The sequence below is a fragment of the Thiocystis minor genome (assembly GCF_016653465.1).
Lineage (GTDB): Bacteria > Pseudomonadota > Gammaproteobacteria > Chromatiales > Chromatiaceae > Chromatium > Chromatium minus.
The window spans coordinates 1-24,218 of sequence record NZ_NHSQ01000174.1; the positions used below are offsets into that span (position 1 = coordinate 1).

The 24,218-nt window shown below is 65.1% G+C and carries 20 protein-coding genes and 1 pseudogene; 9 read left to right on the forward strand and 12 right to left on the reverse strand.

Annotated elements, in window-relative coordinates; all coding sequences use genetic code 11:
* A pseudogene (locus tag CCR95_RS22640) lies at positions 1-137 on the forward strand (IS5-like element ISLpl3 family transposase); the annotation flags it as partial.
* A gap of 374 nt (positions 138-511) precedes the next feature.
* On the opposite strand, the gene CCR95_RS22645 reads toward CCR95_RS22640, so the two are convergent.
* From CCR95_RS22645 to CCR95_RS22670, 6 genes are all read right to left on the reverse strand, one after another.
* Positions 512-1,087: a 3'-5' exonuclease family protein gene (locus CCR95_RS22645; protein ID WP_201098738.1), complete on the reverse strand. Its 576-nt coding sequence runs from the start codon at positions 1,085-1,087 to the stop codon at positions 512-514.
* 76 nt (positions 1,088-1,163) lie between these two features.
* Positions 1,164-1,880: a hypothetical protein gene (locus tag CCR95_RS22650; protein WP_201098740.1), complete on the reverse strand. Its 717-nt coding sequence runs from the start codon at positions 1,878-1,880 to the stop codon at positions 1,164-1,166.
* Between the two features lie 84 nt (positions 1,881-1,964).
* A complete protein-coding gene (locus CCR95_RS22655) occupies positions 1,965-3,098 on the reverse strand; it encodes a hypothetical protein (protein WP_201098742.1) in 1,134 nt (377 codons plus the stop codon).
* Positions 3,099-3,155: 57 nt separating this feature from the next.
* Positions 3,156-4,052, reverse strand: a complete 897-nt coding sequence (locus CCR95_RS22660) for a hypothetical protein (RefSeq protein WP_201098743.1) — start codon at positions 4,050-4,052, stop codon at positions 3,156-3,158.
* Between the two features lie 26 nt (positions 4,053-4,078).
* Positions 4,079-6,262 carry an AAA family ATPase gene (locus tag CCR95_RS22665; RefSeq protein WP_201098744.1) on the reverse strand — a complete coding sequence of 728 codons (2,184 nt, stop codon included), beginning with the start codon at positions 6,260-6,262 and terminating at the stop codon, positions 4,079-4,081.
* A 77-nt stretch (positions 6,263-6,339) separates the two neighbouring features.
* On the reverse strand, positions 6,340-6,768 hold the full coding sequence (locus CCR95_RS22670) for a hypothetical protein (RefSeq protein ID WP_201098745.1): 429 nt from the start codon (positions 6,766-6,768) through the stop codon (positions 6,340-6,342).
* 104 nt (positions 6,769-6,872) lie between these two features.
* On the opposite strand from CCR95_RS22670, the gene CCR95_RS22675 reads away from it, so the two are divergent.
* From CCR95_RS22675 to CCR95_RS22705, 8 genes are all read left to right on the forward strand, one after another.
* On the forward strand, positions 6,873-7,952 hold the full coding sequence (locus CCR95_RS22675) for a helix-turn-helix transcriptional regulator (RefSeq protein ID WP_201098746.1): 1,080 nt from the start codon (positions 6,873-6,875) through the stop codon (positions 7,950-7,952).
* A 359-nt stretch (positions 7,953-8,311) separates the two neighbouring features.
* Complete coding sequence (locus CCR95_RS22680; RefSeq protein WP_201098747.1) at positions 8,312-8,485, forward strand: hypothetical protein; 174 nt, start codon at positions 8,312-8,314, stop codon at positions 8,483-8,485.
* A 173-nt stretch (positions 8,486-8,658) separates the two neighbouring features.
* Complete coding sequence (locus CCR95_RS22685) at positions 8,659-11,241, forward strand: hypothetical protein (RefSeq protein WP_201098748.1); 2,583 nt, start codon at positions 8,659-8,661, stop codon at positions 11,239-11,241.
* Positions 11,238-12,191 (forward strand): GTPase, encoded by a 954-nt coding sequence (locus tag CCR95_RS22690; protein WP_201098750.1) that lies wholly within the window; start codon positions 11,238-11,240, stop codon positions 12,189-12,191. The genes CCR95_RS22685 and CCR95_RS22690 overlap by 4 nt, the downstream gene beginning before the upstream one ends.
* Positions 12,192-12,616: 425 nt before the next feature.
* Positions 12,617-15,970, forward strand: coding sequence for a helicase-related protein (locus CCR95_RS22695; protein ID WP_201098752.1), 3,354 nt, complete (start codon positions 12,617-12,619; stop codon positions 15,968-15,970).
* A 478-nt stretch (positions 15,971-16,448) separates the two neighbouring features.
* On the forward strand, positions 16,449-16,910 hold the full coding sequence (locus CCR95_RS25640) for a hypothetical protein (RefSeq protein ID WP_242523438.1): 462 nt from the start codon (positions 16,449-16,451) through the stop codon (positions 16,908-16,910).
* A gap of 336 nt (positions 16,911-17,246) precedes the next feature.
* A complete protein-coding gene (locus tag CCR95_RS25645) occupies positions 17,247-17,612 on the forward strand; it encodes an ATP-binding protein (protein WP_242523439.1) in 366 nt (121 codons plus the stop codon).
* A 96-nt stretch (positions 17,613-17,708) separates the two neighbouring features.
* Positions 17,709-17,906, forward strand: a complete 198-nt coding sequence (locus CCR95_RS22705; protein ID WP_201098754.1) for a hypothetical protein — start codon at positions 17,709-17,711, stop codon at positions 17,904-17,906.
* A 677-nt stretch (positions 17,907-18,583) separates the two neighbouring features.
* Here CCR95_RS22705 and CCR95_RS22710 read toward each other — a convergent pair.
* From CCR95_RS22710 to CCR95_RS22735, 6 genes are all read right to left on the reverse strand, one after another.
* Positions 18,584-18,883 carry a hypothetical protein gene (locus CCR95_RS22710; protein ID WP_201098756.1) on the reverse strand — a complete coding sequence of 100 codons (300 nt, stop codon included), beginning with the start codon at positions 18,881-18,883 and terminating at the stop codon, positions 18,584-18,586.
* A 1,547-nt stretch (positions 18,884-20,430) separates the two neighbouring features.
* Positions 20,431-21,141 carry an SDR family NAD(P)-dependent oxidoreductase gene (locus CCR95_RS22715; RefSeq protein ID WP_201098764.1) on the reverse strand — a complete coding sequence of 237 codons (711 nt, stop codon included), beginning with the start codon at positions 21,139-21,141 and terminating at the stop codon, positions 20,431-20,433.
* Positions 21,142-21,383: 242 nt separating this feature from the next.
* A complete protein-coding gene (locus tag CCR95_RS22720; protein ID WP_201098758.1) occupies positions 21,384-22,262 on the reverse strand; it encodes a CHAP domain-containing protein in 879 nt (292 codons plus the stop codon).
* A gap of 27 nt (positions 22,263-22,289) precedes the next feature.
* Entirely contained in the window at positions 22,290-22,712 is a 423-nt protein-coding gene (locus CCR95_RS22725) for a hypothetical protein (protein ID WP_201098760.1), read from the reverse strand.
* 126 nt (positions 22,713-22,838) lie between these two features.
* The gene (locus CCR95_RS22730; RefSeq protein WP_420825687.1) at positions 22,839-23,312 is read right to left on the reverse strand and encodes a YrrC family ATP-dependent DNA helicase; all 474 of its coding nucleotides are present in this window, start codon (positions 23,310-23,312) and stop codon (positions 22,839-22,841) included.
* Between the two features lie 226 nt (positions 23,313-23,538).
* A partial coding sequence (locus tag CCR95_RS22735; RefSeq protein ID WP_201098762.1) for a recombination-associated protein RdgC occupies positions 23,539-24,218 on the reverse strand: 680 nt, incomplete at its 5' end.

Sequence of the window (24,218 nt, forward strand, 5' to 3'; positions counted from 1 at the left end):
ACCAAGCGCGCCATCTGATCGAGAACTTCTTCGAGAAACTCAAGCAATTCAGAGCGATTGCCACCCGCTATGACAAGCTGGCCCGCAATTTCCTGGCGGGAGTCCATTTGGCTGCGGTCAGCATCCTTCTCACATGATGGAAAGGCTCTGGATCTCAGTGCTAATCCCACACAACATGAATTGATGACACGCCCTAGACAGAATCGGCCTAATCGCTTCAGACTGTCACAAACGGTCACGGGCAACACCAGCGAACATCTTTCCTTACGTGCGGCGCATAGTGTAGTTTCGTTGAAGCATAAACACGGCCTCTTTATCCAGGTAACGACATTTGTCATGCGTCGCTTCCGGTCAACTGCCGCATCGCGAAAGGTTCTGTGAGCAACCAACCGGATGGCGAAACCGATGCACCGTTGACGAATGGTGATATTCCACCGCTCTGATCTCAAAACACATGACCGCGATCATAAAACCAGCCCGTCAGCGCTGGTAATGCACACCCTTTGCACGATCATCCCCTCGAAATCCAGAGATAGGCGGCGAGCGTCTGGTTCACGATACGCCACAGCTCAACAAGATATTCCACATCCCACCCGGCTCGATGTCGCTGCGGCAACCGCTGGCGTACCTTGCACTTAATCGCTGCAAGCTCCCGCACGGAATCCGCATGATTGACGAATCGTGGCGCCAGCATCCCGACCAGAAGCTCGTCGGCGCTTGCCAGGGTAAAGCTCGGCGCACCGCCCCAGCAGGCTGAAAACAGCTCATTTAACCAGACCCCATCGTACTCCGGCGCATCAGTGTAAACCATCCGTCCCGCAAGCTGTTCGTTCAGGCGACGGCAGACCCACATGGGCGATTTCCCCTCGGCCAGCAATCGCGCCCGGCTGATGCCGTGCAGCCGCTCGGCCTGGGCGCTCCAGTCGGTCCAGCGATCAATGCTCGCGGGCGAGATGAGATGGCTTTCGATCCCGCCATCTGGCAAGGACCAGGCGACTTCGATGGGGTTAGAGGCGGAGGCCAGACTGGATGCCTCGAAATCGAGAAAGCCGGGCGGCAGTTCCCGTTCGGGTGTGCGTCTTGTCATGGTTGGTGACTCCTCATCCATGCCGCGAGCGCGGCCAGCGCGGACACGAACCATCCATGCCCGGTGCCGTCGGTCGTTAAGCTGATCGTGATAGTTCCGCGTGCTCGAAGATCCCGCCGCCATGCGCGGCGAGCGGGCAGATCAAGCGATCCACGGGCATCAGGCAAGGTTCGGTGTCGTCTTCATCGTCATCTTCCTCCGCCTCATCACTGACCGCGCCAACGGTGCAATAGGCCGAGAGGCTGTATTTGAACCGTCCGCAATAGCTCTGGATGGTTTCGCCATCCGCTTTGGCCTGGCGCGTGCTGTGGTTATCGAGCGCGGTGAGGCCAAGAATGACTTCCAGCAATTCATCGCCATACTCCACGGCGATGCCGAGCGCGCTGAGTTCATCGCCGTCCGAAAATTCCGAGGTCGGCTTGCCGTTGTAATCGTCCTTGAGGTAGGGATGACTATGAAAGGTGCCGAGAAATTCCAGATAGGGAAAGGATTCGGTCACCTCGCGGATGCGGTGGAAGTGCGGTGGGCTGAAACTGACGCTGTCCTTTTGGTGAACCGCGGCCTGCATCGGGACCGCCAGGGTGACATTGAAGATCAGATCCTCGCGCTTCTTCAGCAGGCGCTGACCGAACAGCAGGCCGAAGGCTTCGCCCTCGTGTCTGCTGGTCTTGTCGCGGTTGCGCTTGGTCGTCGCACTGGCCTTGGTCCCAATATAATCGGAGGGAAAGGTTTCGATGCTGGAGATCAGCAGGCTTTGGAAGGCGTAATCACTGACGTGGACGATGACGCTCATGGTTTGCTCCTTGATTGCACGTCGTTTTCGATGAAATCCCGGAATTCCGCTGCGTCTTTGAACCAACCGTCGGATGTCCATGGATCATCGGCACTTTGCCTGGTCATAAAGGAACCGATGACCGACTCGGTCGCCAACACCTGAACGCCCTTGAAATCGCCTGTCCCACGATCCCGTAGGATCATGAAAATCCGGATGCTTAGTGTCTGATGTCGCGTGCGATACGTCCTTGTGGTCGGTCATGTCCGACAGCTCCTGTCTGAAACCGGCCGCCCTCCCTGGGGCTGTCGCCAGCGGCGCGTCGAATCCGTCGCCCACCAGGGTCAGCCCCAGCACCTGCCGCCGCTCGGGCCAGTGGACGTGGAGCAAGGGCACGACCATCGAGGCGGTCTCCTCCGGCAGACGCTCCCGCAGCGCGTCGTTCACGGTGTCGAAGTCCTGGAGGCTGAGATCCATCCCGCCATGGAGAAACCCCAAGGCCCCCTGAATCCGCGTCGACGGGAGTGCGTGCCATAGCCGGTGCCAGGCGGCGTGACGACGGGCCGCCCGGCTCCAAACGGTCGCCGCGCTGCGCGCCTGCGTTCCGGTGCGCAACACGGCACGAAAATCCGCGACATCATGGCCGAGAAAGGACGGGTGCAACAACAGCAGCCCCTCCACCAGGCTCCGGGTTGCCAGCGCGCGCAGGATGGATCGTTGCGGACAAAGGTCGACCACGTCGAAATGCGTGCGCAATTCACGACGCCAGGACAAATCGGAAGAGAGGTGATCCTCGCCGATGACGAGCGCGGTGCGCATGTACCCCACCTCGGCCAGCCGCCGCGCCCAGAATCGGCTCGCCTCACGCGCCCGCGGATCGCGGGCATCGATGACCAGCACGCTGATATCGACGGGATGAGGCGGGGTAACCGCCGACCAGGCGGCCAGGATCGCCGGATCGGTGCCGCACTGGCTGGACAACCCCTCGACGGCGCTGTCGGACGTCCAGGAAGGCCGCGCGGCGAGCAGGGCCTCCGCCTCCCGTCCCAGACCGAGACAGAGCGAAAAGACCTTGACGCGGTCGGGATCGGACGCGTCCAGGGCCGGTTCGGCGGCGGCCTCCGAGGTGACCGCGACGCCCGGTGGAGCGGGAATTCCGGTCACGCCACCCGCGACCTGTGACCACAGGGCTGACAGGCTGCTCAGGCCGAGTGTCTGCAAGAGATGACGACGGTTCATGGGCCTCCGGGCGATGGCAATGGTGGACGGTTCCCTGGTGAACGTTCGCAGAGGGCTTCAGGCGAAATAACATCCCTTCTGGCGCAGATAGATGCCAAACCGCGTTTTGACGTGACGACACCAGAACCGGTTGAGATAAATCGCCTCGGCGGCCAGAAACGCCTCGCCGCTGTCGAGCGCGCTTTGGGGAATGAACATGGCGTAATAGGGGACATACCCCAGCCCGGCGAGTTTGCCCAGGCTGCGTGCCCAGCTTGAGGCGGCATGGTTGATGAACTCGATCCGCGCCGCTTTCTGGCCGTGCCCCGAGCAGGAGATCCGGGTTGTCGCGCCGACCGTGTTGAGCACGCGCACGATGAACGCGATGGGTTGTTCCAGCACCCGGACGGGGAGCTTCGCGCTGCGGTGGTGGCGACCGATCAGATAGCGATCGTTGACCCGCATGGGGAAATCCCCCGGTTGTCCGTCCGTGCAGCGGAAGAGCTGTTGAACATCGTCACGGCTATTGAGGTGCGAGATCCCCGCCACGCCGCGTTCAACATCAAAGTCGAAGAAGAAACCGGCCCGATAGAGTTCCAGCAGGCGGTGACCGCTCACGACCCGCCGCCAATCCGCGTGGGCGTTGGGCAAGGCCCGCACATCGGATAAGTGCCTGGGCTCGGCGTACCAGAACGGACCGTGGAAATGCTCGGCGGCTTCCAGGCACATGCCGACCCCATCGCGACACAGGATTTGGCCGCGCTGCGGACCAAAGCAGCGATCCGGCCAGGGATGGGTGAGGGTCCAGACCGAATCCGGACGGATCGCCCGCGAGGGGCGCGCGACATCCTCAATGATCGGCAGGTGCCGGGGAAAATCGGGCGGTGGCGGCGGCGAGCGCTTCGTCCATGGCCTTGCCTCGGCGGGCGTCTCCAGCCCGCGTGTCGCATCGTCGTTCATATCAGACGGGTTCATCGCGTGTCTCCCTGGGTGGCGCGCGCTTAGACCGGCATGGCGCTATCGTACTGCTTGAGCCGACACTCCCCCGCCAGCCGGCGCAGGAACTGCTCGGGCGTCAGCGGCGCGCCAATCAAGGTCCGCTGCCGGCAGACGTTGGCGAAGTCGCCCGGTGTCAGCCCCGGCAGCCCCTCCAAATGGCGCGCCAGATCCGGCGGCACCGGCGCGGTCTCATCCCCGAGCGCCTCGCGCGCGAACAGTCTCTGTCGCTGCGCCGGGTTGAGGGCGCGGAAGCCCAGCTTGAAGTCGAAGCGGCGCAGCGCCGCCCGATCGATCCCGCTCATCAGGTTGGTCGCGGCGATGAAGATGCCGGGATAGGTCTCCATCTGCTGCAACAGCTCATTGACCGCCGTGCGTTCCCAGGCATGCCGCGCCTGGCGCCGGTCGCTCAGGAAGCTGTCGACCTCATCGAGCAACAGCACCGTGCGCGTCGGATCGCACGCGCGAAACAGCCGCGCCAGGTTCTGTTCGGTCTCCCCGACATAGGGCGAAATCAGCTCCGACGCCGGCCGTGACACCAGCTCCCGATCCAGCGCCTCGGCCAGCACCTCGGCGAAGGCGGTCTTGCCGGTGCCGGGCGCGCCGTGGAAGCAGAGGCTTCCCCAGCCCTGACGTTGCAGCGCCTGGGCGATGGCGCTCGGGGCCAGATCGCCCGTCAGGTTCAGATAGGCGACATCGAACGCCGTCGCTGGAGTGCGCCGCCGGGGCGCCGGAGCCCCGTGCAGCAGGGTCCGCAGGGCCGCCACGCCGGCGCGGACCGTCGCCTCGGGCGGGGCGCTGGGGCGCAGATCGAGCAGCCGGCGCGCCGCCCCCAACTGGGCCGGGGCGAGGGCCGGGTCGCTCGCCAGCTCATCGAGCAGCGCGGGCGCCAGCCCGCAACCCCCCAGATGCCGCTCGGCCATCTGTCGGCGCACCGAGCGCGGCGGGGTGACGAAGGCCACCGGCAGCAGGAAGCGGCGCAGAAAGGCCGGATCCATGCCGTCGGTGCCGTTGGCGATCCAGAGCGCCGGTACCGGGTTCTCCTCCAGGATGCGGTTCATCCAGCCCTTCTGTTTGCCGGTCACCGACTCCCCGCGCAACAGCGCAAAGAGGTTGTCGCCGCTGTCGAACACGTCCTCGACCTCATCGAAGATCAGCACGGCGTCGTGGCGACGCGCCAGCAGCCGTTGCGCCAGCAGATAGGCCGACAGCCGCCCCCGGCGCGACAGCCCGTCGTCATCGTCATCGGCGCTGCGCACCTGATAGGCAGCGAGCCCGGCGGCGGCGGCGACGGCGCGCGCCAGTTCGGTCTTGCCGGTGCCGGGGGCGCCGTGGAGCAGGGCATTCACCCCTACCGCCCCGGTCCGCGCCGCCTCGCCCAACACCTCGGTCAGGCGCGCGCTCTCCGCCGCCAGATGCGGAAAGTCGTCCAGGCCCCAGGCGGCGGGCGGCGCGGGCTCGATCAGCAAGGCCAGCAGGGCCGCGCCGTCGCTGGGTTCGGCATCCAGGATCTCGCGCAGCAGATCGCTCGGGCGCAGGAAGTCCTCCAGGTCGCTGGAACCCGTGTCATGCTCGACCAGCCCCAAGGTCCGCAGCGGGGCACGCCGGCTCAGGGCCGCGCGCAAGGTCGCGGCGGGGAGTCCGAGCAGGGCCGCCAACCGCGGCAGATTGACCCGAGCCGGCGCCTGACCGCATTCGCGCAGCAGGACGCGCAGCGGCTCGACCAGGAGATGCTGATCGAGAAAGTCGAGGATCCGCAGCGCCGTGGTATCCAGGGCGAGCTGCTCCGCGAGCAGGGCCACCGTCGGCGACAGCGGCGCCGCGTCGTCGGCCTTCGCCAGCCGGGTCAGGACGGCGCGCGGGATGGCCTGGAAACAGGCCCGCAGCCGCTCGCGCAACGCCTGGTCAGCCAGCGGCAGGGTGGCGGTCGTCGCCTCCCACGCCGCCCGCGCATCGTCATCTTCTTCATCCGGGTCGGGGTCCGGCTGGGTCACGAAGGCCGCGACCGTGCGCGCCTGGAGCACGGGCTGGAGCAACTGCCAGAGCGCCCCGAGAAAATCGCGGTCGTGAAAGCGCGGTTTCAGATCCGGCGCGCCCTGGAGCAGTTGCACGGCATAGCGGGCGAGGCGCCGCTCGGCGGCCGGGACGGCGCTGACATCGGTCAGCCAGAAGAGGCGATGGTTGGTCATGATCAAGGCTCCTGGGTCTTGCTGTAACGTCACGAGGCGATGGGTCCGCTTGCGCCGGGGGCGACCAAGGGTCATGGTCAGCCCTCCTCGTCGGTCGCCCGGAAGCGACGGCTGTCGTAGTAAAAGGTCACGAACTCGCCGCGCGCGGGGCCTTCGTCCCACAGCAGGCCAAGCACCACATCGAGCGGCTCGCGGAAATAGGTACTGCCGGCCTCGTCCTCGCGATCGAGGACCGGCGTTTCCAGCACCTCGATCACCACGGCGGGTTGCCCGTAGCGGGGGACGCGCTTGTTCTTCAGGCCGGGCTTCCAGGCCACCAGTTGACCGGGGGTGAAGGGCTGGGACTGGACGAGGGACTGGTAGCGCGCGCGCAGGACCGCGCCGGGATCGCCACGCGGCCCCTCCAGCGGCTCGTCGTCGAGCAGATCGAAGGGGTGCGCCTCGCTCAGGCCGATGCGTGCGAGCAACTCGTGCGAGGACAGCTCCTGGGGCTTGTGGCGTGACATGACAGACTCCTCTGGTCAGGTTGGGCTGGCGGCCGCGCGGGGGCGGGGCCTGGGGTGCATTGGAGCACATCGACGCGAAAGGCTTTTTCGCATAGACTCGCCGCATGAGCGCCACCCATGACACCCGGATCAAACGCCTGGATCGCCTCGTCGCCGTCTTGCCGGCGGCGGGGACGGGCAAGGAACACTGCCCGGACGGCCAGCGTCTGCTGGCGGTGCTCGGCGAGGACTATGGGACTGGCGATGAGAAGGCGCGGCGGCGGACGCTCCAGCTCGATCTCAAGGATCTGGTCGAGGAGGGTCGCATCGAGGCGGCCAATCCGGGCGGTAAGCCCCGGCACTACCGACGCGCCGGCGCGGATCCCGAGGACGCGCCGCTGCTTTGGCAATACACGCTGCAACAGATCCAGGATCTGGTGGCTGACGCCGTGCCGAACCGGCAGCTCAACCGCGTCTGGGAGCGCTTGCTAGCCGAGGACATGGGGCCGCGACTCGAACGCGACCGGCTGCGGATCGTCCCCGACACCCTGCGCTTGCAGCCGGTCGAGCTCGATGAAGCGGTGCTGATGGCGGTGATCACCGCGCTGGCCAATGGTCTGGCGCTGGAGGTGCGCTACCGCAGTGCCGGGAAAGCCCCCGCCCCCGCCCGCCTGCACCCGCAGGCGCTGGTGCAGCGTGGTCCCATTCCCTACCTCCTGGCCCTGAAGAACCACGAGGAGGCGCCGGTGCGGCTCTATGCCCTGCACCGGATGCTGCGCGCCACCGCCCTGGTCAAGGTCAGCGCACGTCAGGCCGAGGATTTCGATCTGGACGCGGCGTTGACCGAGGGCGTGATCGATTTCGGTCAGGGCGACTGGATCGACCTGGAACTGCGGGTGCGCGGCTACCTGACCGAGGTCCTCACGGTCTGCCCGCTGGAGCCAGACCAACGCTGGACAGACGAACCGGACGGCTCGGACTTCGACATTCGGGTCTGGGCAACGCTGCCCTCGACCGGGCAATTGCTGCGCTGGCTGCTGGGGGCGGGCGCCAATGTGGAGGTGGTGGCGCCACTGGAACTCCGCCAGACGGTGGCGATGCAGGCGGCGAAGGTGGTGGGGATCTATGGCACGGTGCCCGGCGCGGCTGTTTCTGGAGCCGCCGGGGTTTCCGAAGCGAGTGAGGCGAAGTTGCACCGGTCATGACGCCGGTGGAGGAGGAGGAACTGCGCTGTTTCGAGGCACATCTGGAACACGTTCGCGGTCTCGCTGCCTCCACGCGCAAGCATCAGCCTCGCATCGTGCGCTGATGGGGGTTTTGGTCTCGCCGCCCAACTGGCCTCAGGCGGAGCTGCCGAAGGCACTGAGCAAGGATGAGGTCGCCAGCGCGACCATCTGCCGTGGACCCGCTCTATTCCGCCAGAGCCTGAATTCTGCCCAAAGGCACGGCAGACCGCGCGCCGCAGTCCTCGAGAGGTCGGTCAGCGGCATTCTTGAGCTTTGACCTCACATCCAGCCTCAGCTAATCTCCGGTTTCGAAACCCATCCTAGACCCTCATGGTGAGTTGTATTTCCTAATCCTTCTTTACACTGAGGCTGCGGAAGAGCTTGCCGCGCTGCACGCCGAAGGCACACCATCCGGGGTGATCTACGCCAAGCTCGGGCTGGTCCACCGACAGGTCGCCGATGTGAAGGCAGCAGTGCTGTTCTTCAACGAAGCGCTGATGTTGGACGCTTGACGAGCCCGCAGATCTTGCCCAACTGGCAGAAATCCTTTGGATCCAGGAGCATACGGGCAAGGCGCTGGCCTACCTCGACCGACCCGGACAAGCCGAGGGAGCCGTGGACGAGGCCATGTGCTTGCGGAGCAGGCCAAACATGAGGGCGGATTCATATGACCAAGGAGCGACCGATGGCCGGCGACCGAACGCGAAACTTCGAAAATCTCCCGCCACTGACCCGAGAGGCGAGTGACGGCCTGAGCCGGGTACTGCGCGCCGCAGAAACCTTGATGGCGGCCCCACCTCCGACGGGCAGGGGCGCCGGTGGTGAGATCATCGAGCGAGAGGTCGGTGAGTTTCGGGACCGGATACGGCAGCTAACCAAGGGTGCCGAAGGCCTGGATCAACAGCTCTGCTCGCCGTACCGGCTGCTCGTGGTCGGACCTTCGCAGGTCGGCAAGAGCACGCTGATCAACGTGCTTGCCGGCGAGAGGGTGCTTGCAACCACCGGCGTAGGCGATGCGAAGACGCTCAAGGAGACGGTGCTGACGTATTCGTCAGAGGGCCACGGAACGCTCTTCGTTCAATACATCAGTCGGCAGGAGGCCCAGAGGCGTCGCTTCACCCTCGAATCCTACGCTAGGAAGCAGCCCGAGCTTCATGGCGCGTTCGTCAAACCATGGAACACGAAAGAGACCACCGCGGCCGGCGTGGAGGACGATGCGCCCGATCTGTCAGCGGAGCCGACCAACGACGAGACGACCGCAACTCGGCGCGAGTTGGACAGACGTTATGGCACGCTCGTTCAGCAGATCAAGACCCTGATCTACCCCGAAGTCCGCGAACCTGAGAGGCTCGCGACGCTGCCGGAGAAGGACCGGGAGAGCCTCGAATCAGCGACCGTCGCTGACTGGGTGGACGGTTGGTGCCTGCTGCTCGGACACGACACTGTGGCAGGAGGCCGTTTCCATTCTCTGTGGCACCCGCGCCTCGCCAGCGCTGGCGAGCTGCTCGGCGGGACATTCAAGTGCTGCGAGTCAGAGGGTAAGAGGCCGTTCCTGGACGCAGTTGAGCGGCACACGGCCGAAGGCCTTGCGTTCCTCGTGGACCGCGTCGAGCTGGCGCTGCCGTCCGAGGACCTTGAGTTGATGGACGTCGAGGACCTTCCCGGCGTCGGCAACTATCAGGATCCTGCTGCGGACGTCGCGCGGGATGTTCTTGCCAAGGCGATGCGTGAGCGCGACCTGGACGGTCTGCTTGTCGTTGCGGCGCAGAACGGACTCGATCAGAACACCGCCAACCTGGTGGAGGAGGCTGCTGTCCTCCGCCGCGTCCTGCAGGGTGAGACCGACCTCGCGGTCGCCATCACCCACGTTGACCAGATCGCGCGGCAGTTAGCGCAGGAGATGGAAGACCAGGGGGTGGAAGAGGACAAGTTCCCATCCAATGACGAGATCCTGCGGATGGCCAGCAAGCAGGCTGCGGCGCCTCAGGTTCAGCGGCTCAAGGATCTGCTACAACGTCAAGTCTCTGACTTGGATAAGCCGGAGCGAGATGCCCTCGTCGCGGCGGTTCTCGAGCGAACTCGAATCGTTGGTGTCGAGGCGTCTGCGGCCGAGGCGCACCGCTTCAACATGAAGCAAAAAAAGGAAGGCGCTTTTGCGAAGACCTACGAAGGCACGGGCGTTTCCGAGCTGATGGCCCACTTCAAGACCCATGCCCGAGCCCGGCATGAGGCGAGACTGGACCGCGTCGTAGCGCAAACGACACGGATACGCGACGCGATCTCTGCGGATCTTAACCGCATAGCTCGTGACCATGATGCTGCCGAGGCTGTGAGACTCGCTGTCGCAGCGCGCGAGACCTACGTCGGAGCACTTCAAGCGTCGCAGCACCCACTCAGCAACCGATGGACGATCATCCGAGAGCAAGCCGCCTCGCAACTCGAATATCGAATCCCCGCGCAGTTCCCGAAGACATCTGAGAAGGCACAGAAGGCCGCACGGAAACGCAAGAATGGCGTGATCAACCGCTGCGAAAACGCGGGTCCATCCGGCGGGCTGATCCACTGGGCCACGATGAAGGCTGCCCTGCGTTGGGGCGGGACCTGGAGCGGCGCCCATCATCTGGACTTGCCTGGAGACCTGGCGGAGGCCCTGATGCCCGCGCTGCTGTCCGGGTGGCGAGTAGTCGCACAGGAAATAGAAGGGCTGCTCTCTGACTACAGAACAAAAGCTGAAGCACTACTCGACTCGCTGTCGGATGCGGTCGCCAATGCGGCGCGGGAGGCCGGCCTCGAGCCAAACGCAGCCGCCATCACCGACGCGCGCGCGCAACTGCAAGCCAACATCGACGCGGCCATCACCGTCCTGGATGCGCGGGTCGATCAGCTGACGGAGCTCGTGCAACCACGCCTGCGTGCCAAGCTCAAGGGTCACTTCGAGCGGGAATGTGAGCGAGTCCTCCGCGAGATCAACATGGGCACCGGGTTCACACAACGCGCGCTGCGTCGCTACAATGAGGTTGGCGAGACGGCAATCGAGAAGGGCACCGCGGCCGGGGTGGCCGTCTTGGAAGAGCAGTTCTCGGATCTCCGTCGGCAGATCAAGGAAGAGCTGTTCGGCCCGGATCCCGTGGCCTTCGCCTATCGCCGCCTCGTTTCGGGTGTCCACGATACGGCCGAAGCTCCCGAAATCGTCGAGGCGCGCGCAGCGCTCGTGGAGTGGGCGCACAGCCATATCGTCTGGGAGTCGGCGAGCACGGATCGTGCGTGAAGCGGATACCTGCCAGCGCGACGCCGGAAGTGCCGCTCGTCGCCTTCATCGGCGAGTCCCAGGTGGGGAAGTCATCGTTAGTAAACGCGCTGGCCGGGGCGCGGGTGCTTCCGACAACCGTGACGGGAATTGCGAGGTCACAGGCAGTCTGTGAGTGGGCGATCCCCCCGAGCCACCCCCCCGACGCCAACTGGTGCGTGTCGATGGAATGGCTCCCGCGCGGCGTCATCAAGGATGTGGTGGACTCGAAAGACGCAGCTCGAGCCCGCCTGCTTCGTCAGGGTGTCGAACGTGGATACGAGGCGTCGTTTGCTCGTGCATTTCGTTCGCTCAACGGTTCCCCCGATCGGTTTGACGTCCACGCATGGGCGATGGGGAGGGCTATGGACTGGCTTCCGCTCGACACCCCGAGGTCAGAGCGCGATGCACGTCGGCAGGTGGAAGCGCTCTCCGGGGGATGGCCGGCGGCTCTGGCATCTTTCGTGCGGATTCGTGGAGCGGGCCCGGCGTCACTCCGGCTTGTCGATCTCCCTGGGCTCGGTCACGACGACGTTGGCGGTCAGGCGAGCGCCGCGTGGCTGAAATCGCACGCGGCTCGTATCGCGGCCGTCGTCTGCGTGGTGGGCAAACGAACGCCCGAGCTGCTCGATAACGTGCTGCACAGTCACTGGCTCACGGACGAAATCAGAGATCGACTCATCGTCGTCGCTACCTTCGCCGACAATCTGGTGGAAGACCACACGAACATGAGCGAGCGGCAGCGGGCGGCGATGGCTCGCCGCCATCGTGCCGCCGAGCACTTGCGCTCCTTTGCACGCGGAACGGTGGATCTGGCAACAGCTCTGCCGCGCACCTTCTGCTTGGACCCGCGTCCCGATAGCAGGTTCTGGCGCAAAGTGGAGTTCGATGGCGAGCTGGATCGGCTGCGTGAGCGGCTTGCAGGGGTCTAGCTACCTCCGCCGCTGACGACTGCAGCTGTGCTCGTGACCCCGTCGCGTCCCCAAGTCGCGCAGCGTTTCTCGACACCGCGCTCATCACAGGCGCCGATGGCGATGCAGCGCGGCGAGGACATTGATGGCTGGCTTTCCCGAGTCCTCGTGCCGCTGCTTCGAAGAGGCTACTGTGATTTTCAGCCGCTCCTCTCGGTGCGTCGCAGACTCCACCTGAAAGCCGTCGACAGCGGCGGACGAATCATGAGGTTGGTCACCGTCTACGGAATGGGCGAGGTGTACTTCGTGGCGTCGCAACGAAAGCTGTGGCTTGACCCACCACGTCGGAGACTGGTAATGCCTCTTCACGATAAGTTAATCCTGGCCGCCCGCGAACTTGGGGTGGCGGCATCAAAACCGATCGCAACGCACCGCAGGAGTGCTAGATGAGCGAGATTAAACAAATTGACTTAGTTCGTATCAAGGGCCGCAAGGAAGCTGGCGACGACCTCTACGTTGTGCGGAATGTCGAGACCAATTTTCTCACCGGCGTGCAGCGGATCAGTGCGCACCCCTTCGCTCCTCGGCTATACACCGGCCGCGATACCGCGCCGACCGTCCACGAGAGCTTGCTACCCGAGGAGATTCAGAGATTGCCCACGCCTGCCGAAGCGCTAGCAGGCACGCTGCCGCTGCGGCAGGAAGCGTGGCCGACGCGAACTAAGCATTCCATCGAGCGCCTCTTCGCGCTGTGGCTGCTTCACGAGGACCGAAAACATCTGCTCGACGCAGCGAAGGTGGATCAGCTTGCCCACCAGGTGTCGTTGCTTGAGTACGTCAAGCAAAAGGACTTGCGGCGACTGCTAATCGCGGACGAAGTGGGCCTCGGAAAGACCATTGAAGCCGGCATGCTCATCCAGTGGGTGCTAGAAGCGAGTCCGTCGGCCCGAATTCTCTACCTGGCGCCCGCCATGCTGGTGGATAACGTGTACGGGGAGATCAAGCGCATGGAGGTCCCGGCGCGCATCGACCGCTACTCGGCGTCCGTGAGCACGATCACCAACGAGGCCCTGAAAGAGGCTCAGGTCATCGTCGCGTCGATCCACCGCGCAGCATACGAGCGCAACCTGAAGTCCTGGCAGGAGGACTCCGGAGCCTGGGATCTGATCATCGTGGACGAGTGCCACCACGCCTCCGACTGGTCGGAGGACGGGACGGACCCCATGAGTCAGATGCGGCTAGTGCGTGCCCTTGTGGACAACCGCCTCAAGCCGGGCGGCCGGCTCGTACTCATGTCCGCAACCCCACACCAAGGCAACACGAACAAATTCCGCAACCTACTCCGGCTGCTCTCGGACGACGGCTACCGTGACGCAACCGGGTCGCTCGCCAGCGTGGCGGGGCGCGTGGTGTACCGAACGAAGGAGGATGTACGGGACTGGAACAACCAGCCGCTCTTTTCAAAGCGCCTGGTGAACGAGCCGACCTTTGTCCAGCTTGGCAAGGACTACCACGATTGGATGGAGTCTATCGAAGCGGTGTTCCAAGCAACCGATGCTGGGCCTGCCACTTGGAGAAAGGCCCAGGCTCTTCAGTGGGCAGCGTCGAGCCCAAAGGCCGGTCTCGCCTACCTGACCAGACTCGCGCTCCGCAGCGGACTTGACTTCGACAATGATCCAGTCCTTCAGAAGGCGGCGGCGGCCCTACGCCCCTACCGGGGTTTGCCAGCGGAAGCACCAGTGGAAGCCGTGCGGAGTCTGCTGGAGAAGCAGGCCGGCAAATCCCGCGCCGAAGATGACGAGCATGAGGATCTCGGTGGCGATGCGCCGGTTGATACACCACGACTAATTCATGCGCTGGAAAGAGGTCTGCAATTAATTCGGTCGGACGCGATGCGGACAAAACTCGCGCCATTGTTCCAATGGGTGACCGATGAGGCCCCAGCGAAGTTCGTCGTGTTCGCGTCTCCTATCGAGACAGTGGACGAAGTGCGGCTGGGCCTTCAGCATCTGCTCGGCGTGGGTGCGGTCGTGACGATCACCGGAGGCATGAAGCCCTACGAACGCCTGGCTCAGATGCAGGCGTTCCGTGGCGAGAGGGTACGTGTCCTCGTAGCCTCCAAGGCCGGAAGTGAAGGCATCAACCTGCAAGTCTCGCATCGCCTGGTGCACTTCGATGTGCCCTGGAATCCGATGGAGATGGAGCAGCGCGTCGGGCGCGTTCACCGCTACGGAAGCACGCATACAGTCATCGTTGATACGCTTGTCGCGAAGGGCAGCCGCGAAGCCAAGATGCTAAGCCGCTGCCGGGCGCGCCTGGCGCAAATCGTCGGGAACCTCTTCGGCCAAGACAACGCCAGGTTTGACGAGATGTATGCCCGGGTGATGACCCAGGTCTCTGGCGAGGATTTGGCAGCTCTTATGGCGGAAGAGGGCTTCCTCACCAACAACGACGACGAGTCCCTCGACAAGCTGGTGCAGGCCGGCTTCGAGGGGTGGCAGGCCTCCGACAAGGCGCTTCGCCAAGGGGCAGCCTCGACGGTGCGGGAGATCCCGGATCGGGGCGAGGCGCGCGAGACGGATATGGAGAAACTGTTCGAACTCCTCGGGGCCGAACAGGAGGGAGGCTGGCACCACGTTCGTCTCGTTGAGAGCAACGGCGAGCGCTTGGAGGAGACGGCTCCAGCACGCGTGTGGGTGTTCCCGAGCGAGGGTGCAAACATCCGACGCGTGGCCGACCGCGTCTCCAGCCTCAGCGTTCGGGGTCCCAATGGTTTCCAGGGGTTCGTCGAGCGCGCGGGCCTGAACCTCCCGGGTATCGCAGCCAAGGTGCGCGAGCTGGTCGGAGGTGCCAACCCAGAGGTTGGACGCTCCCCACGTGCGGTTGGCTTCTTCGACGGCGCTGGCGCTGCACGGGTACCGGAACCGGATTGGGCCGACTGGGCTCGCGCCGCAGCCCTTGACGTGTCTGAGTGGCGCGACGGCGCCGTCTTGCTGGCTTGGACAGTGCGACTGTTCCATCGAGGCACTCGCACTCAGACATGGTCTGGGGTGCAGACGTGGCTCGCCAAGCCAGACCTTACTTATGGATGCTGGCTCACAAGTGGCTCGTCGGCCGAGCTCTATCGCCTCCTTTGGAACAACCGCCGACGCCAGACCCTCCAGATCCCGCCACATCGGCGTGCCGATAAATCAAGATTCAGCCTGGACGACCTTTGCGAGCAGGCCACGCCGCTGGTCCGTATGGCGCTCGAGGAGCTGAAAAGCGTGGCGATCTTCGAGCCCGAGACACACGACGTCGAGATCGTGCCCATCGCTGCGATGACGATCGAGCCGCGGAAGGACATCGTCACGAGGGAGGTGGAGGAGGAAGACCCCGCGGACGAAGCTTTCGAGATTCTCGATACCGCCCACAGGCCGTCGCCTGACTTCCTCGAGCGTGTGCTTGGCGCCGTCGCGAACGTACCTTCCGCCCGTTCGCTGGGTGATAGGGCAGTGTACGTCCTCCTCGTCGTTGAGCCTGCCCGTCTCGCCGAATCCGATTCCCACGAGCACACCACCGCATTCGGCGTCTACGTCGGGACGACCGACCAGGACCTGGTGATCCGCTACCAGGAGCACCGCGACCCGAACGCGCTGCGCAGTGCCAGCTCGCTGAACTGGAATGGTCTGGAGCTAGTTGGCGTTGTGTGGCTCGACGGTCGGTTTCGCGGCTTGTCCCAGGATACCGCTGCCGCCTTGGAGCAGAACCTGGCCGACACGTTGCACCGGCTGGGGTTGCGGGTGCTGGGTGGTCATTGATGCATGCGCCCATGGCCCGGCGCAGCGGAGGGCCCGCCGTCGCTACTTCCACAAGACCAGCTCCGCGCTGAACCAATCGTGGACCGCCCGCGCTCGCTGTGGCAGAAGCGCCGGAGGTTCCCGCATCACTTGGTCTTGCCTGTTCAGCGGAGCCCGAGGAGAGCCGTGCATCTCGTGTGCTGTTCCCCAGCGCGAAGCCCTCGCAGAACTCTCGATGTGCGCGGTGGCGGGCGCTTCTCCACCCTCTCTGTCCGCTCTGCCGCGACCTCCGCTCACTGACGGCGGACGCCCGGGCGCTGCTGGCTCTGGAGCCGGAGGAGGACGCCACGTTGGAGATCAAGGGCGATCGCCGCCCATGCGCGCTCGATGAAATCGCTGGACCTCAGCGTCTGAAAGCGCAGGATGTGGCCTGACGACCTGAGCCTCGCCGTCTCGGGCGCTGGGGCATCACAGAAAGCGGACAGAGGAGAGACACCCGATGGGGCATCTGGCCGGCAGCAAGTCCGCGTTGACACCCTTGATCGATCGCCTGAACCGCTATCCCATCGGGCTGGTGGACAGCGCGCGGCTGCGCGAGATCCTCTCGCTGCTCTTCGATGACACCGAGTCCTTCGTCGGCGCGCGCTTTCCCTTGCATGAAGCGACGCTGGAGGAGCTGGCCGAGCAGACCGGGCTGTCTCCCGAACACCTCCAGCCGGTGCTCGAGCGCATGGCCGACAAGGGGCTGGTCATGGATCTGCCGTACGCGGGCACGACCTACTATCTCCTGGTCCCCGGGCTCATCGGCTTCATGGAGTTCACCTTCATGCGCCGGCGCACCGACCTGCCGCTCGCCGACCTGGCCCGGCTGTTCCGAGTACCTCCAGGAGCAGGGCCAGGCGGGGCAGGCCGGCGAGTTCTTCGGCAGCCGCACCGCGCTCACCCGTGCCCTGGTTCATGACGAGCACATCCCGGTCAGCTCCCAGATCACCGCCTATGAGGATGCGCGACGCATCATCCAAGCGGCCGACTTCTGCGCCGTCACGCTCTGCTATTGCCGCCACAAGAAGGAGCACCTGGGCGAGACCTGCCGCAAGGGCGCGCCGGTCGAGGACATCTGCATGGTCCTCGGCGAGGGCGCGCGCTTTCTGGTGCGGCGCGGCTTCGCCCAGGAGCGCGACCAGGTGACCCTGCTGGCGACCCTGGAGTACGCTCGCTCGGTCTCACCCATGTGACCGACAACGTTCGTGAGCAGCCGTCCTTCATCTGCAACTGCTGTCGTTGCTGCTGCGAGCTGATGGCGGGCGTCCAACTGGGCTTCAGCGAGGGGATCGCCAAGACACCCTTCCTGGCCGAGATCGACCCGAACCGCTGCGACTACTGCGGTGCCTGCCTCAAGACCTGCAATGTCAAAGGGATCGGTCTGGCGCCCGCCGCCCGCCAGTCGCCCAAGTACGCGCGCTTCGCCGCCGTGGACGCCGCCGTCTGTCTCGGCTGCGGCGCCTGCATCCCGGTCTGCGAGCAGGGCGCGATTCACCTGGTCGAGCGCCCCCAGCGGCCCAGACCGCCCAAGACGCGCGGCCGGCTGTTCGCGCGCATCCTGTGGGAGAAAGGCCGTCTGTGGCCGTTTGTCATGGATCGGTTGAAACGACGCTGGCGCTAAGCCGGATCGCGCCCCTCGCTCGCCAAGCGGCGGTCGACGCAACCGATCGAGCAGCGGAACCGCGAGAGCGAGCACCCGCCAGGCGCGTGCGTCGAGGTGTCGGCGTCGCAGGTCATCCATAGACAGAAAGGGAAGCACGAGGAGCCGCAGCATCAGATCGAGGGTCATGAGTTGAACCAGTGGCTTGGTCTGCCAGAGATCCACGTCGGACTGAAGGGATCCCCCGGCACCGACGATCACGAGCAGGATCGCGAGGATCAGCAGGATCGCCGGTCCGACCCTGGTGTCCAGTAGTTGCTGGAGCTGTGATTTGGCGCCCTCGACGGCTCGACCCCAACGCCGCAGCGCCACGCAGAAGAGGATGCCGAAGGCGCCGACACCGAACGACAGGATCACGAACGGCCAGGCCGGGAGCGGCGGCTCCTCGCCATCGAAGCGAACGAGCAGGGCATCGGTCAGGGGAATCACGCCGAGGAGATTGAACGCCAGGACGACCTGTCGGCGATCGCCGTCGTCCGGCGGTAAGAGAACCTGGCTGGCGACGACACCGTAGAGCGGGAACGCGGACCCAGAGTCGCCGCACCAGGGCTTGTGGGAACTGCTGCGATGCTCGGAATGCCTGCGAAACCTTGTCCGCCATCGATGCTCATCCTCCGGATGGAGCCAACCCGCACGGTGCGCTTGCACGCCATCCAACAGCCTCATGCCGACCTGCGCGCGGCGGTGTCGCTCAGCCCTGACCGCTGCGGCGCCATCAACGACAGTGGCTGCGGGAGTAAACGTACCTGCCAGCAGATGGGGATGGCGACGGGATGCCGTGTGCCAAACTGTGTCGGTCGTCCATCAAGGAAGCGGCGCTCCCCCGCTTCTTGATTTAGGATCTGTCCACTTTCTAGTTCCCGATTTGCTGCCTAACGTGGGCGATCAAATCGGGAAACAATTGATGGACAGTTACTTAGGATTGAAATCGGTCAACCTCGGGCGGTTTGAAAACGCGCCTTGTGACGGCGCTGGTCGTTCGCCACGGCAAACAGCCTGATCGACTCACACCACAGCAGGATGCGCCGGGCAAGAACGATCTCGCACGGATCGGGGTCGGCCAGCGCGAGGCTGGATGAGGCGGATTCCATCCCGTCGAGCATGTCATCACAAGCATTGCGGGAAAGGGCATACCCCTCGCTTGCCCGGCGCTCGATGTCGATGTCGATGAGCCGAGGCAGACGTTCGCGGTTGCGCTGGCGGATCTCGGAAAGCAGTGCATCACGTTCCATGGTGTGGTCCAGATTGTTCGTTGGTGAGGGCGTGGCTGGTGATCTCGCGTCGGTTCATCTATTGATCTGTCTCCACTTCCACTGGCGTTGCTGCTCGCCGGGTTTCTCACAGATTCCGAGCCGCGCCGCCTTCGCTTGCTTCTGTGCATCCGAGAGTCTGGGGGGCGATGCGTCGCAGATCGTCTTGGCTTTCCTGGCCCCAGGGCCGTTGGGCTATTCCGGGGTGTCGATGCTTGGAGGTGGCGGCAGTCTGCAGATGCCGCAGTTCGAGAGCGACCCTCGCCGCCAAGGGATTTTACCCTTTCGACCGGGTTGCACAAAAAACCCGCCGAAGCGGGTTGGAGTGGGGCGAGAGAGGTGGCGGTCAGTGTTGCCGAATCCGTGATAAACGCGGTCTTGTCGGCGAGCGGCATCCAACCAAATCATCTCCGCTTCCATCAGTCGTTGGGGGGGCGTGGCGGGGCGTTGGTGCATAAAGAAACAGCAGGGTATCGTTCCCCTTTCCCCATTTTCTCAGGACACAGCAACCCCAACCCGGACCGACACCGGCATGCCCAGGTAGGTCATCCTATTCATGGTGGCGATTCGCGCATGGACCTCGTTCACCTGGGCGTCGAAAATGCGTGAGGCAACTCCCACCCGAGGTGGACGAGGCGGTGCAGACCCTGGATCGTGCGACGGAACAGCAGGTGGCTGTGATGCATATGCTGCGTTCGCAACTTCGTTTACGGGTCGAAGGCGGGCTGGTTCCGGTAAGACACTCATCGGCTGCGCGCTGGCCAGGGAACATGCAGCCAGTGGTCAATCCGTGTTGTTAACTTGCTGCAATCGGCATCTGGCGCGACATCTGGACACGACGCTTGCTGGGACAGCCGGGATCGTCGTCTTCCCTTTTCATGAACTGGCGCAAAGCATGGCCGTGGCGGCCGGTCTCGATGATCGAGTGCCGGAGGGTGCCGATGCGTGTCGTCGTTTTTTCGCGAAGAGTCCGCAGAACTGCTGCGCACAGCGGCTGAAATAGGAACGACTGGCTTCGACAGCATTCTGGTCGATGAAGCGGTCGATTTTGCGACATCCAGCAACCCGATCGCTCGGACAGTGGCCGGTCGAGCAGTCGGGGAAGGGATCCAGCGACGGGTAGTGCTCCTGATGTGGATATAAGCATCTACAACTGGTTGATTATACAAATCTAGCCAGACACATATCCATGTTTGGAGCACTACCCAGCGACGAACGCCCGTCACCTCGCCGTCCACCATACCCTCCAGGAAGCGATCCCATGACCACTGGCGCGAGATCCGCCAGCGGGTCCGGCGCGCGCGTCTCGACGCTCAGCGCGCCCGGCTGCGCCACGGAGTTCCCTCTCCGCCTCCTGAGTCGACGCGCGACCCGCTCGGAGAATCCATCCCGCCGCGGGGCGCTGCCGGCGGCGGATGGCCGGGCCGGACCACCTCGTGCGTCGCGCACGGGCAGCGGGGCTTCCCGGCGGACTCGGTCACACGTTCGCCAGCGACCGGAAGTCGAGCCGCGCGATTCCGACCCGTGGTCTACCAGTCGATCGGCTGACCATGCCGGAAAAACCCGCCACTCGGACCATCCTGCGGGAGGGTTGCGGCCCAGACGATCCCGCGCGCGCCCTCCTCCACCGACAGATCGGCCTCGGCACCGCCCATGTCGGTGCGCACCCAGCCCGGACAGACCGCGTTGACCTTGATGCCGGTGCCCTGCAATTCATCGGCGAGGATGCGGGTGAGGGCATTGAGCGCCGTCTTGGACAGCCGATAGCCGGGGCAGAACCCGTTCATCTGCGCGAGCTGGCCCATCCCGGAGGAGACGTTGACCACTCGGCCGTGCCCCGTCATCAGCGGGATCAGCGCCTGGCAGAGCCGGAGTGGTCCGAGCGTATTGGTCTCGAACGACGCGCGGATGCTCGCCAGGTCGACCCGTAGGACGCTGGACTCCGGGGTCGACGGAGCTGGATCGAGAAAGATGCCCGCGTTATTCACCAGGACATCGAGTCGGCCGATCCCGCGCACCCGTTCCGCGAAGTCGCGCACGGAGACATCGTCGGTGACGTCCAGCGGCTGAAACGCCACGGACGCTCCCGACGCCGCCAGGGCCTCTGCGGCGGCGCGTCCCTCGGCGGCTCGCCGGGCCGTGAGCAGGATTCGATAACCCAGGGCGGCAAGCTGGCGGCTGGTTTCGAGCCCCAGGCCGCGATTGGCTCCGGTGACAATGGCAACGGGTTGTTCTGGCATCATGGTCTCCAGTGAAGTCTTTGAGGGTGACGGCGGATTCGGATGGCCGATCCGACGCCTCGAACGCGCATCGGACACCGGTCTCCGCGATCGCCGGCGGTCGAGACAGCGGCCACCCTGCCCCGTCAGCGATCGCGAAGCGGCGCTCGCGCAAGGCGCCGGTGCAGTCCGTCTCCAGGGCCTGACGAACATCGTGGGGCGGGTGCGCCGACGCCCACCGCGCCGCGAAGGACCGCGCCGCGCTAGGGTGCCGCCAGCGGATAGACCCAGCCGGCGATGCGCCCGCCGTCGGGATTCTGGAACCTGCCTGGCGAGACATCCACCAGCGTATAGCGCCCACCGACGGCAAAGAGGCGGATGCGACGCGCATCGGACGCGGGGTCGCGCCAGGGGCGGTTGTCATAATTCTCCTCGGCCAGCGCGACCCAGCCCTGCTCGGCGTCCACCCCAACCACGACCGCGACATGCCCAAACCGCCATTCGGGGTCCGCCTGATCGGGCGCATAGACCACCAGGTCGCCACGCCTTGGGGAACGCCGGGCCGCGCCGTTGAGCGAGCGACCGAGCGGGACAGCGTCGCGGTCGGGCAGCCGCTGGCCTTCGGTCAAGGTGAAAATATCGGCGGCCGTGGGAACATCCCCGAAGGTCAGGGCGCGGTGGCGGATCCACCAGCGCCGGGCATACTCGACGCATTGGTCGGTGACGCCCGCAAACTCGAATCGCTGCGGATCCGGCGACTTCCGGGCGGTCTGGAACTGGCCGGTCGCGCGATCGACGAAGCTGTACTCCAGGCGCAAGCAGTTGGAGACGCCGTTGGAGCGTGCCTCCACGCCGTCCGCCGCGCCGAGCCGGGTGCCGAAGGGTGTGACACAAGGCCCATCGCAGGCACGCAGGGCCGCGTACAACCGGCGCAATCGCTCCACTGGATCCGGCGCGGGCGCGCGCCGGCCAAGGTCCGCGCCATCGGTGTGGGGCAGGTCTGAAGCGGTTGGCGGATTCGCCGGGGGCGGAACCTCGGCCAGGACGCACTCCCAGACCAGCCAGCCGCCGACGAGCAAGACCATGGCGGCAAGGGTCTGGCGCGAACGGCTTCGTCGGTCACGCTCGGGGGGTGGACGCATGTGATCAGGATCTCTGCGCGGCGGCCGTCAAGCCCGCGTGGCGGGCAGCCCCTGGAGGATGCTGCCGCGCACCGGGCGAGACAGAAAGGTTCTCCACAGCAGGTCTGCGGACCAGGGTTCCTGACGGTTCCACGGCAGGAGCGAGACGCACCGCGCCATGGTGCAGTAGCCAAAGAGGATCTGCGCCCAGGTCCCGATCATCGGCGCCCAATAGAGTGACTGAAGCGGTGCTGGCAGCGCCACCAGCAGGAGCAGCAGATACCAGAAACGCACTTGGACGGGAAACGCGGTCAAACAGCGGGCGCGGAGCGCGAAATGCGCCAATTGAACGAGCGTGAGGCCGATGGCGATGACGAAGGCCGTCGGGTATCCCGCCACGCCCGCGGTCAGCAGGGCGGCGGTCAAGAGCCAGTACCGCCAGCTGAGATCCTGGTAGTCGATCATGAACATGGCGATCTCCGAGCGCGGATTGTCATCTGACGCCTGAATCTGGGGACGCGGGTGACCGGCTTCAATCGCCCCGGCCGGCGGACGATGGGGGATCGCCGGGCATCGGCACCGACTTTGACACATCTGTCAATTCATCATCTCCATGACCCGGCGGGGAGGGGTTGAAAGTGGCGTTGGCGCGGACCGTCCTGGGTCACAAGCCATCGGCGCGCAGGTGCGGGTACACCTCGGTTGTCTGGGTCTGACCGCCTCCCATCCTGTCGCGGTAAAGCTGTTCGTCAGTGCGCCGAAGATGCCGGCGAGTTCCAGGAGGCGCTCGGGATGCTGCTCGATGATCTCGAACACCACGTCGCCGAAAGCGCGGACCCAGGTCTTCGCGAAATGCGGACCGATGCCCTTGACCATGCCCGACCCCAGAGACCGCTCGATCCCTTCGGCGGTGCTCGGCGGCACCTGACGCAGGTCGTTGGCCTTAAGGCCGTGCTGGCGATCGTTGTGCCAGGCGCCTTCCGCGTTGAGGGATTCCCCTGGCGCAACGCTGGCCGCCGATCCGATCACGGTGACGAGATCGTGCGCCCCAGGCACCTTGACCCGCAGCACGCAAAAGCCGCTGTCGGGGCGATGGAAGACGATTCGTTCGATCGCACCGGAGAGGCGTTATTGGGCGTGGGCGTGGGGGCGTGGGCGCTGGCGTACATGCGAATCTCCTTGAAGCGTATCGAGACGGTCTTTTCCGTTCCGTTCGCGACGCTTTTCGCCGTCGAGAGCGTCGTGTTGTCGGGCCTGGCGCGACTCCGTTCGCGCCGGCCTCGCCAGCATCGCGCGATTACGCGGCTTGGGCGGCGCGATCGGTCGCGTCGGTCAAGCCGAACATGGCGTCCAAGCGGGCGATCAACGGGCGCATTTGCAAGGACATGAGCGCGAACTCGGCATCCAGTCGGGCCGCTGGCTCCAGGTCGGTGTCGCCCATCTCCTCCTGCAGCGCGTCGGCGACGCGCAAGCGCGTGAGCGACAGATCCTCGGCCAGCACGAAACTCAGCCGTTCGTCCCATTCCAGCGCCAGTTTTGTGACCCGATCGCCGGCGCGCAGATGATTGAGGATCTCCTCGCTGGCGAGATCGTGCCCGCTGCACCGCACGACGCGACCGGACTCGTCGCTCGCGCGCAACTCGCAGGTCTCGCCCGCGACGAAATCGGGCGGCGCGGTGCCCTCCAGCAGCCAACTCGTCATCACCGTCGCGGGCGTCTTGCTGGGATCGGGGCGCGTGGCAGGCAGGCTTCCCAGCGTTTCGCGCAGCAGCGACACGATGTCCTCGGCCTGTTTCTCGCTGGACGAGTCCACCACCATCCAGCCGGCCTGGGTGTCCAGATAGAGCCGGATGCGCCGCGAGCAGGTCAGGGCGCGCGGCAGCAAGTCGGTGACGAGTTGCTCGCGCAGACGCTTCCGCTCGGCGCGGCCCACGTCGCGGTTTTCGCCATGTTCCAGTTCCTCGATCCGTTCGTCGA

Bases quoted from the DNA above. Each gene is read 5' to 3' on its own strand.
- CCR95_RS22645 (WP_201098738.1), bottom strand. From the start codon at position 1,087: ATGACAAGACGCACACCCGAACGGGAACTGCCGCCCGGCTTTCTCGAT.
- CCR95_RS22650 (WP_201098740.1), bottom strand. From the start codon at position 1,880: ATGAGCGTCATCGTCCACGTCAGTGATTACGCCTTCCAAAGCCTGCTG.
- CCR95_RS22655 (WP_201098742.1), bottom strand. From the start codon at position 3,098: ATGAACCGTCGTCATCTCTTGCAGACACTCGGCCTGAGCAGCCTGTCA.
- CCR95_RS22660 (WP_201098743.1), bottom strand. From the start codon at position 4,052: ATGAACCCGTCTGATATGAACGACGATGCGACACGCGGGCTGGAGACG.
- CCR95_RS22665 (WP_201098744.1), bottom strand. From the start codon at position 6,262: ATGACCAACCATCGCCTCTTCTGGCTGACCGATGTCAGCGCCGTCCCG.
- CCR95_RS22670 (WP_201098745.1), bottom strand. From the start codon at position 6,768: ATGTCACGCCACAAGCCCCAGGAGCTGTCCTCGCACGAGTTGCTCGCA.
- CCR95_RS22675 (WP_201098746.1), top strand. From the start codon at position 6,873: ATGAGCGCCACCCATGACACCCGGATCAAACGCCTGGATCGCCTCGTC.
- CCR95_RS22685 (WP_201098748.1), top strand. From the start codon at position 8,659: ATGGCCGGCGACCGAACGCGAAACTTCGAAAATCTCCCGCCACTGACC.
- CCR95_RS22695 (WP_201098752.1), top strand. From the start codon at position 12,617: ATGAGCGAGATTAAACAAATTGACTTAGTTCGTATCAAGGGCCGCAAG.
- CCR95_RS25640 (WP_242523438.1), top strand. From the start codon at position 16,449: ATGGGGCATCTGGCCGGCAGCAAGTCCGCGTTGACACCCTTGATCGAT.
- CCR95_RS25645 (WP_242523439.1), top strand. From the start codon at position 17,247: ATGGCGGGCGTCCAACTGGGCTTCAGCGAGGGGATCGCCAAGACACCC.
- CCR95_RS22710 (WP_201098756.1), bottom strand. From the start codon at position 18,883: ATGGAACGTGATGCACTGCTTTCCGAGATCCGCCAGCGCAACCGCGAA.
- CCR95_RS22715 (WP_201098764.1), bottom strand. From the start codon at position 21,141: ATGCCAGAACAACCCGTTGCCATTGTCACCGGAGCCAATCGCGGCCTG.
- CCR95_RS22720 (WP_201098758.1), bottom strand. From the start codon at position 22,262: ATGCGTCCACCCCCCGAGCGTGACCGACGAAGCCGTTCGCGCCAGACC.
- CCR95_RS22725 (WP_201098760.1), bottom strand. From the start codon at position 22,712: ATGTTCATGATCGACTACCAGGATCTCAGCTGGCGGTACTGGCTCTTG.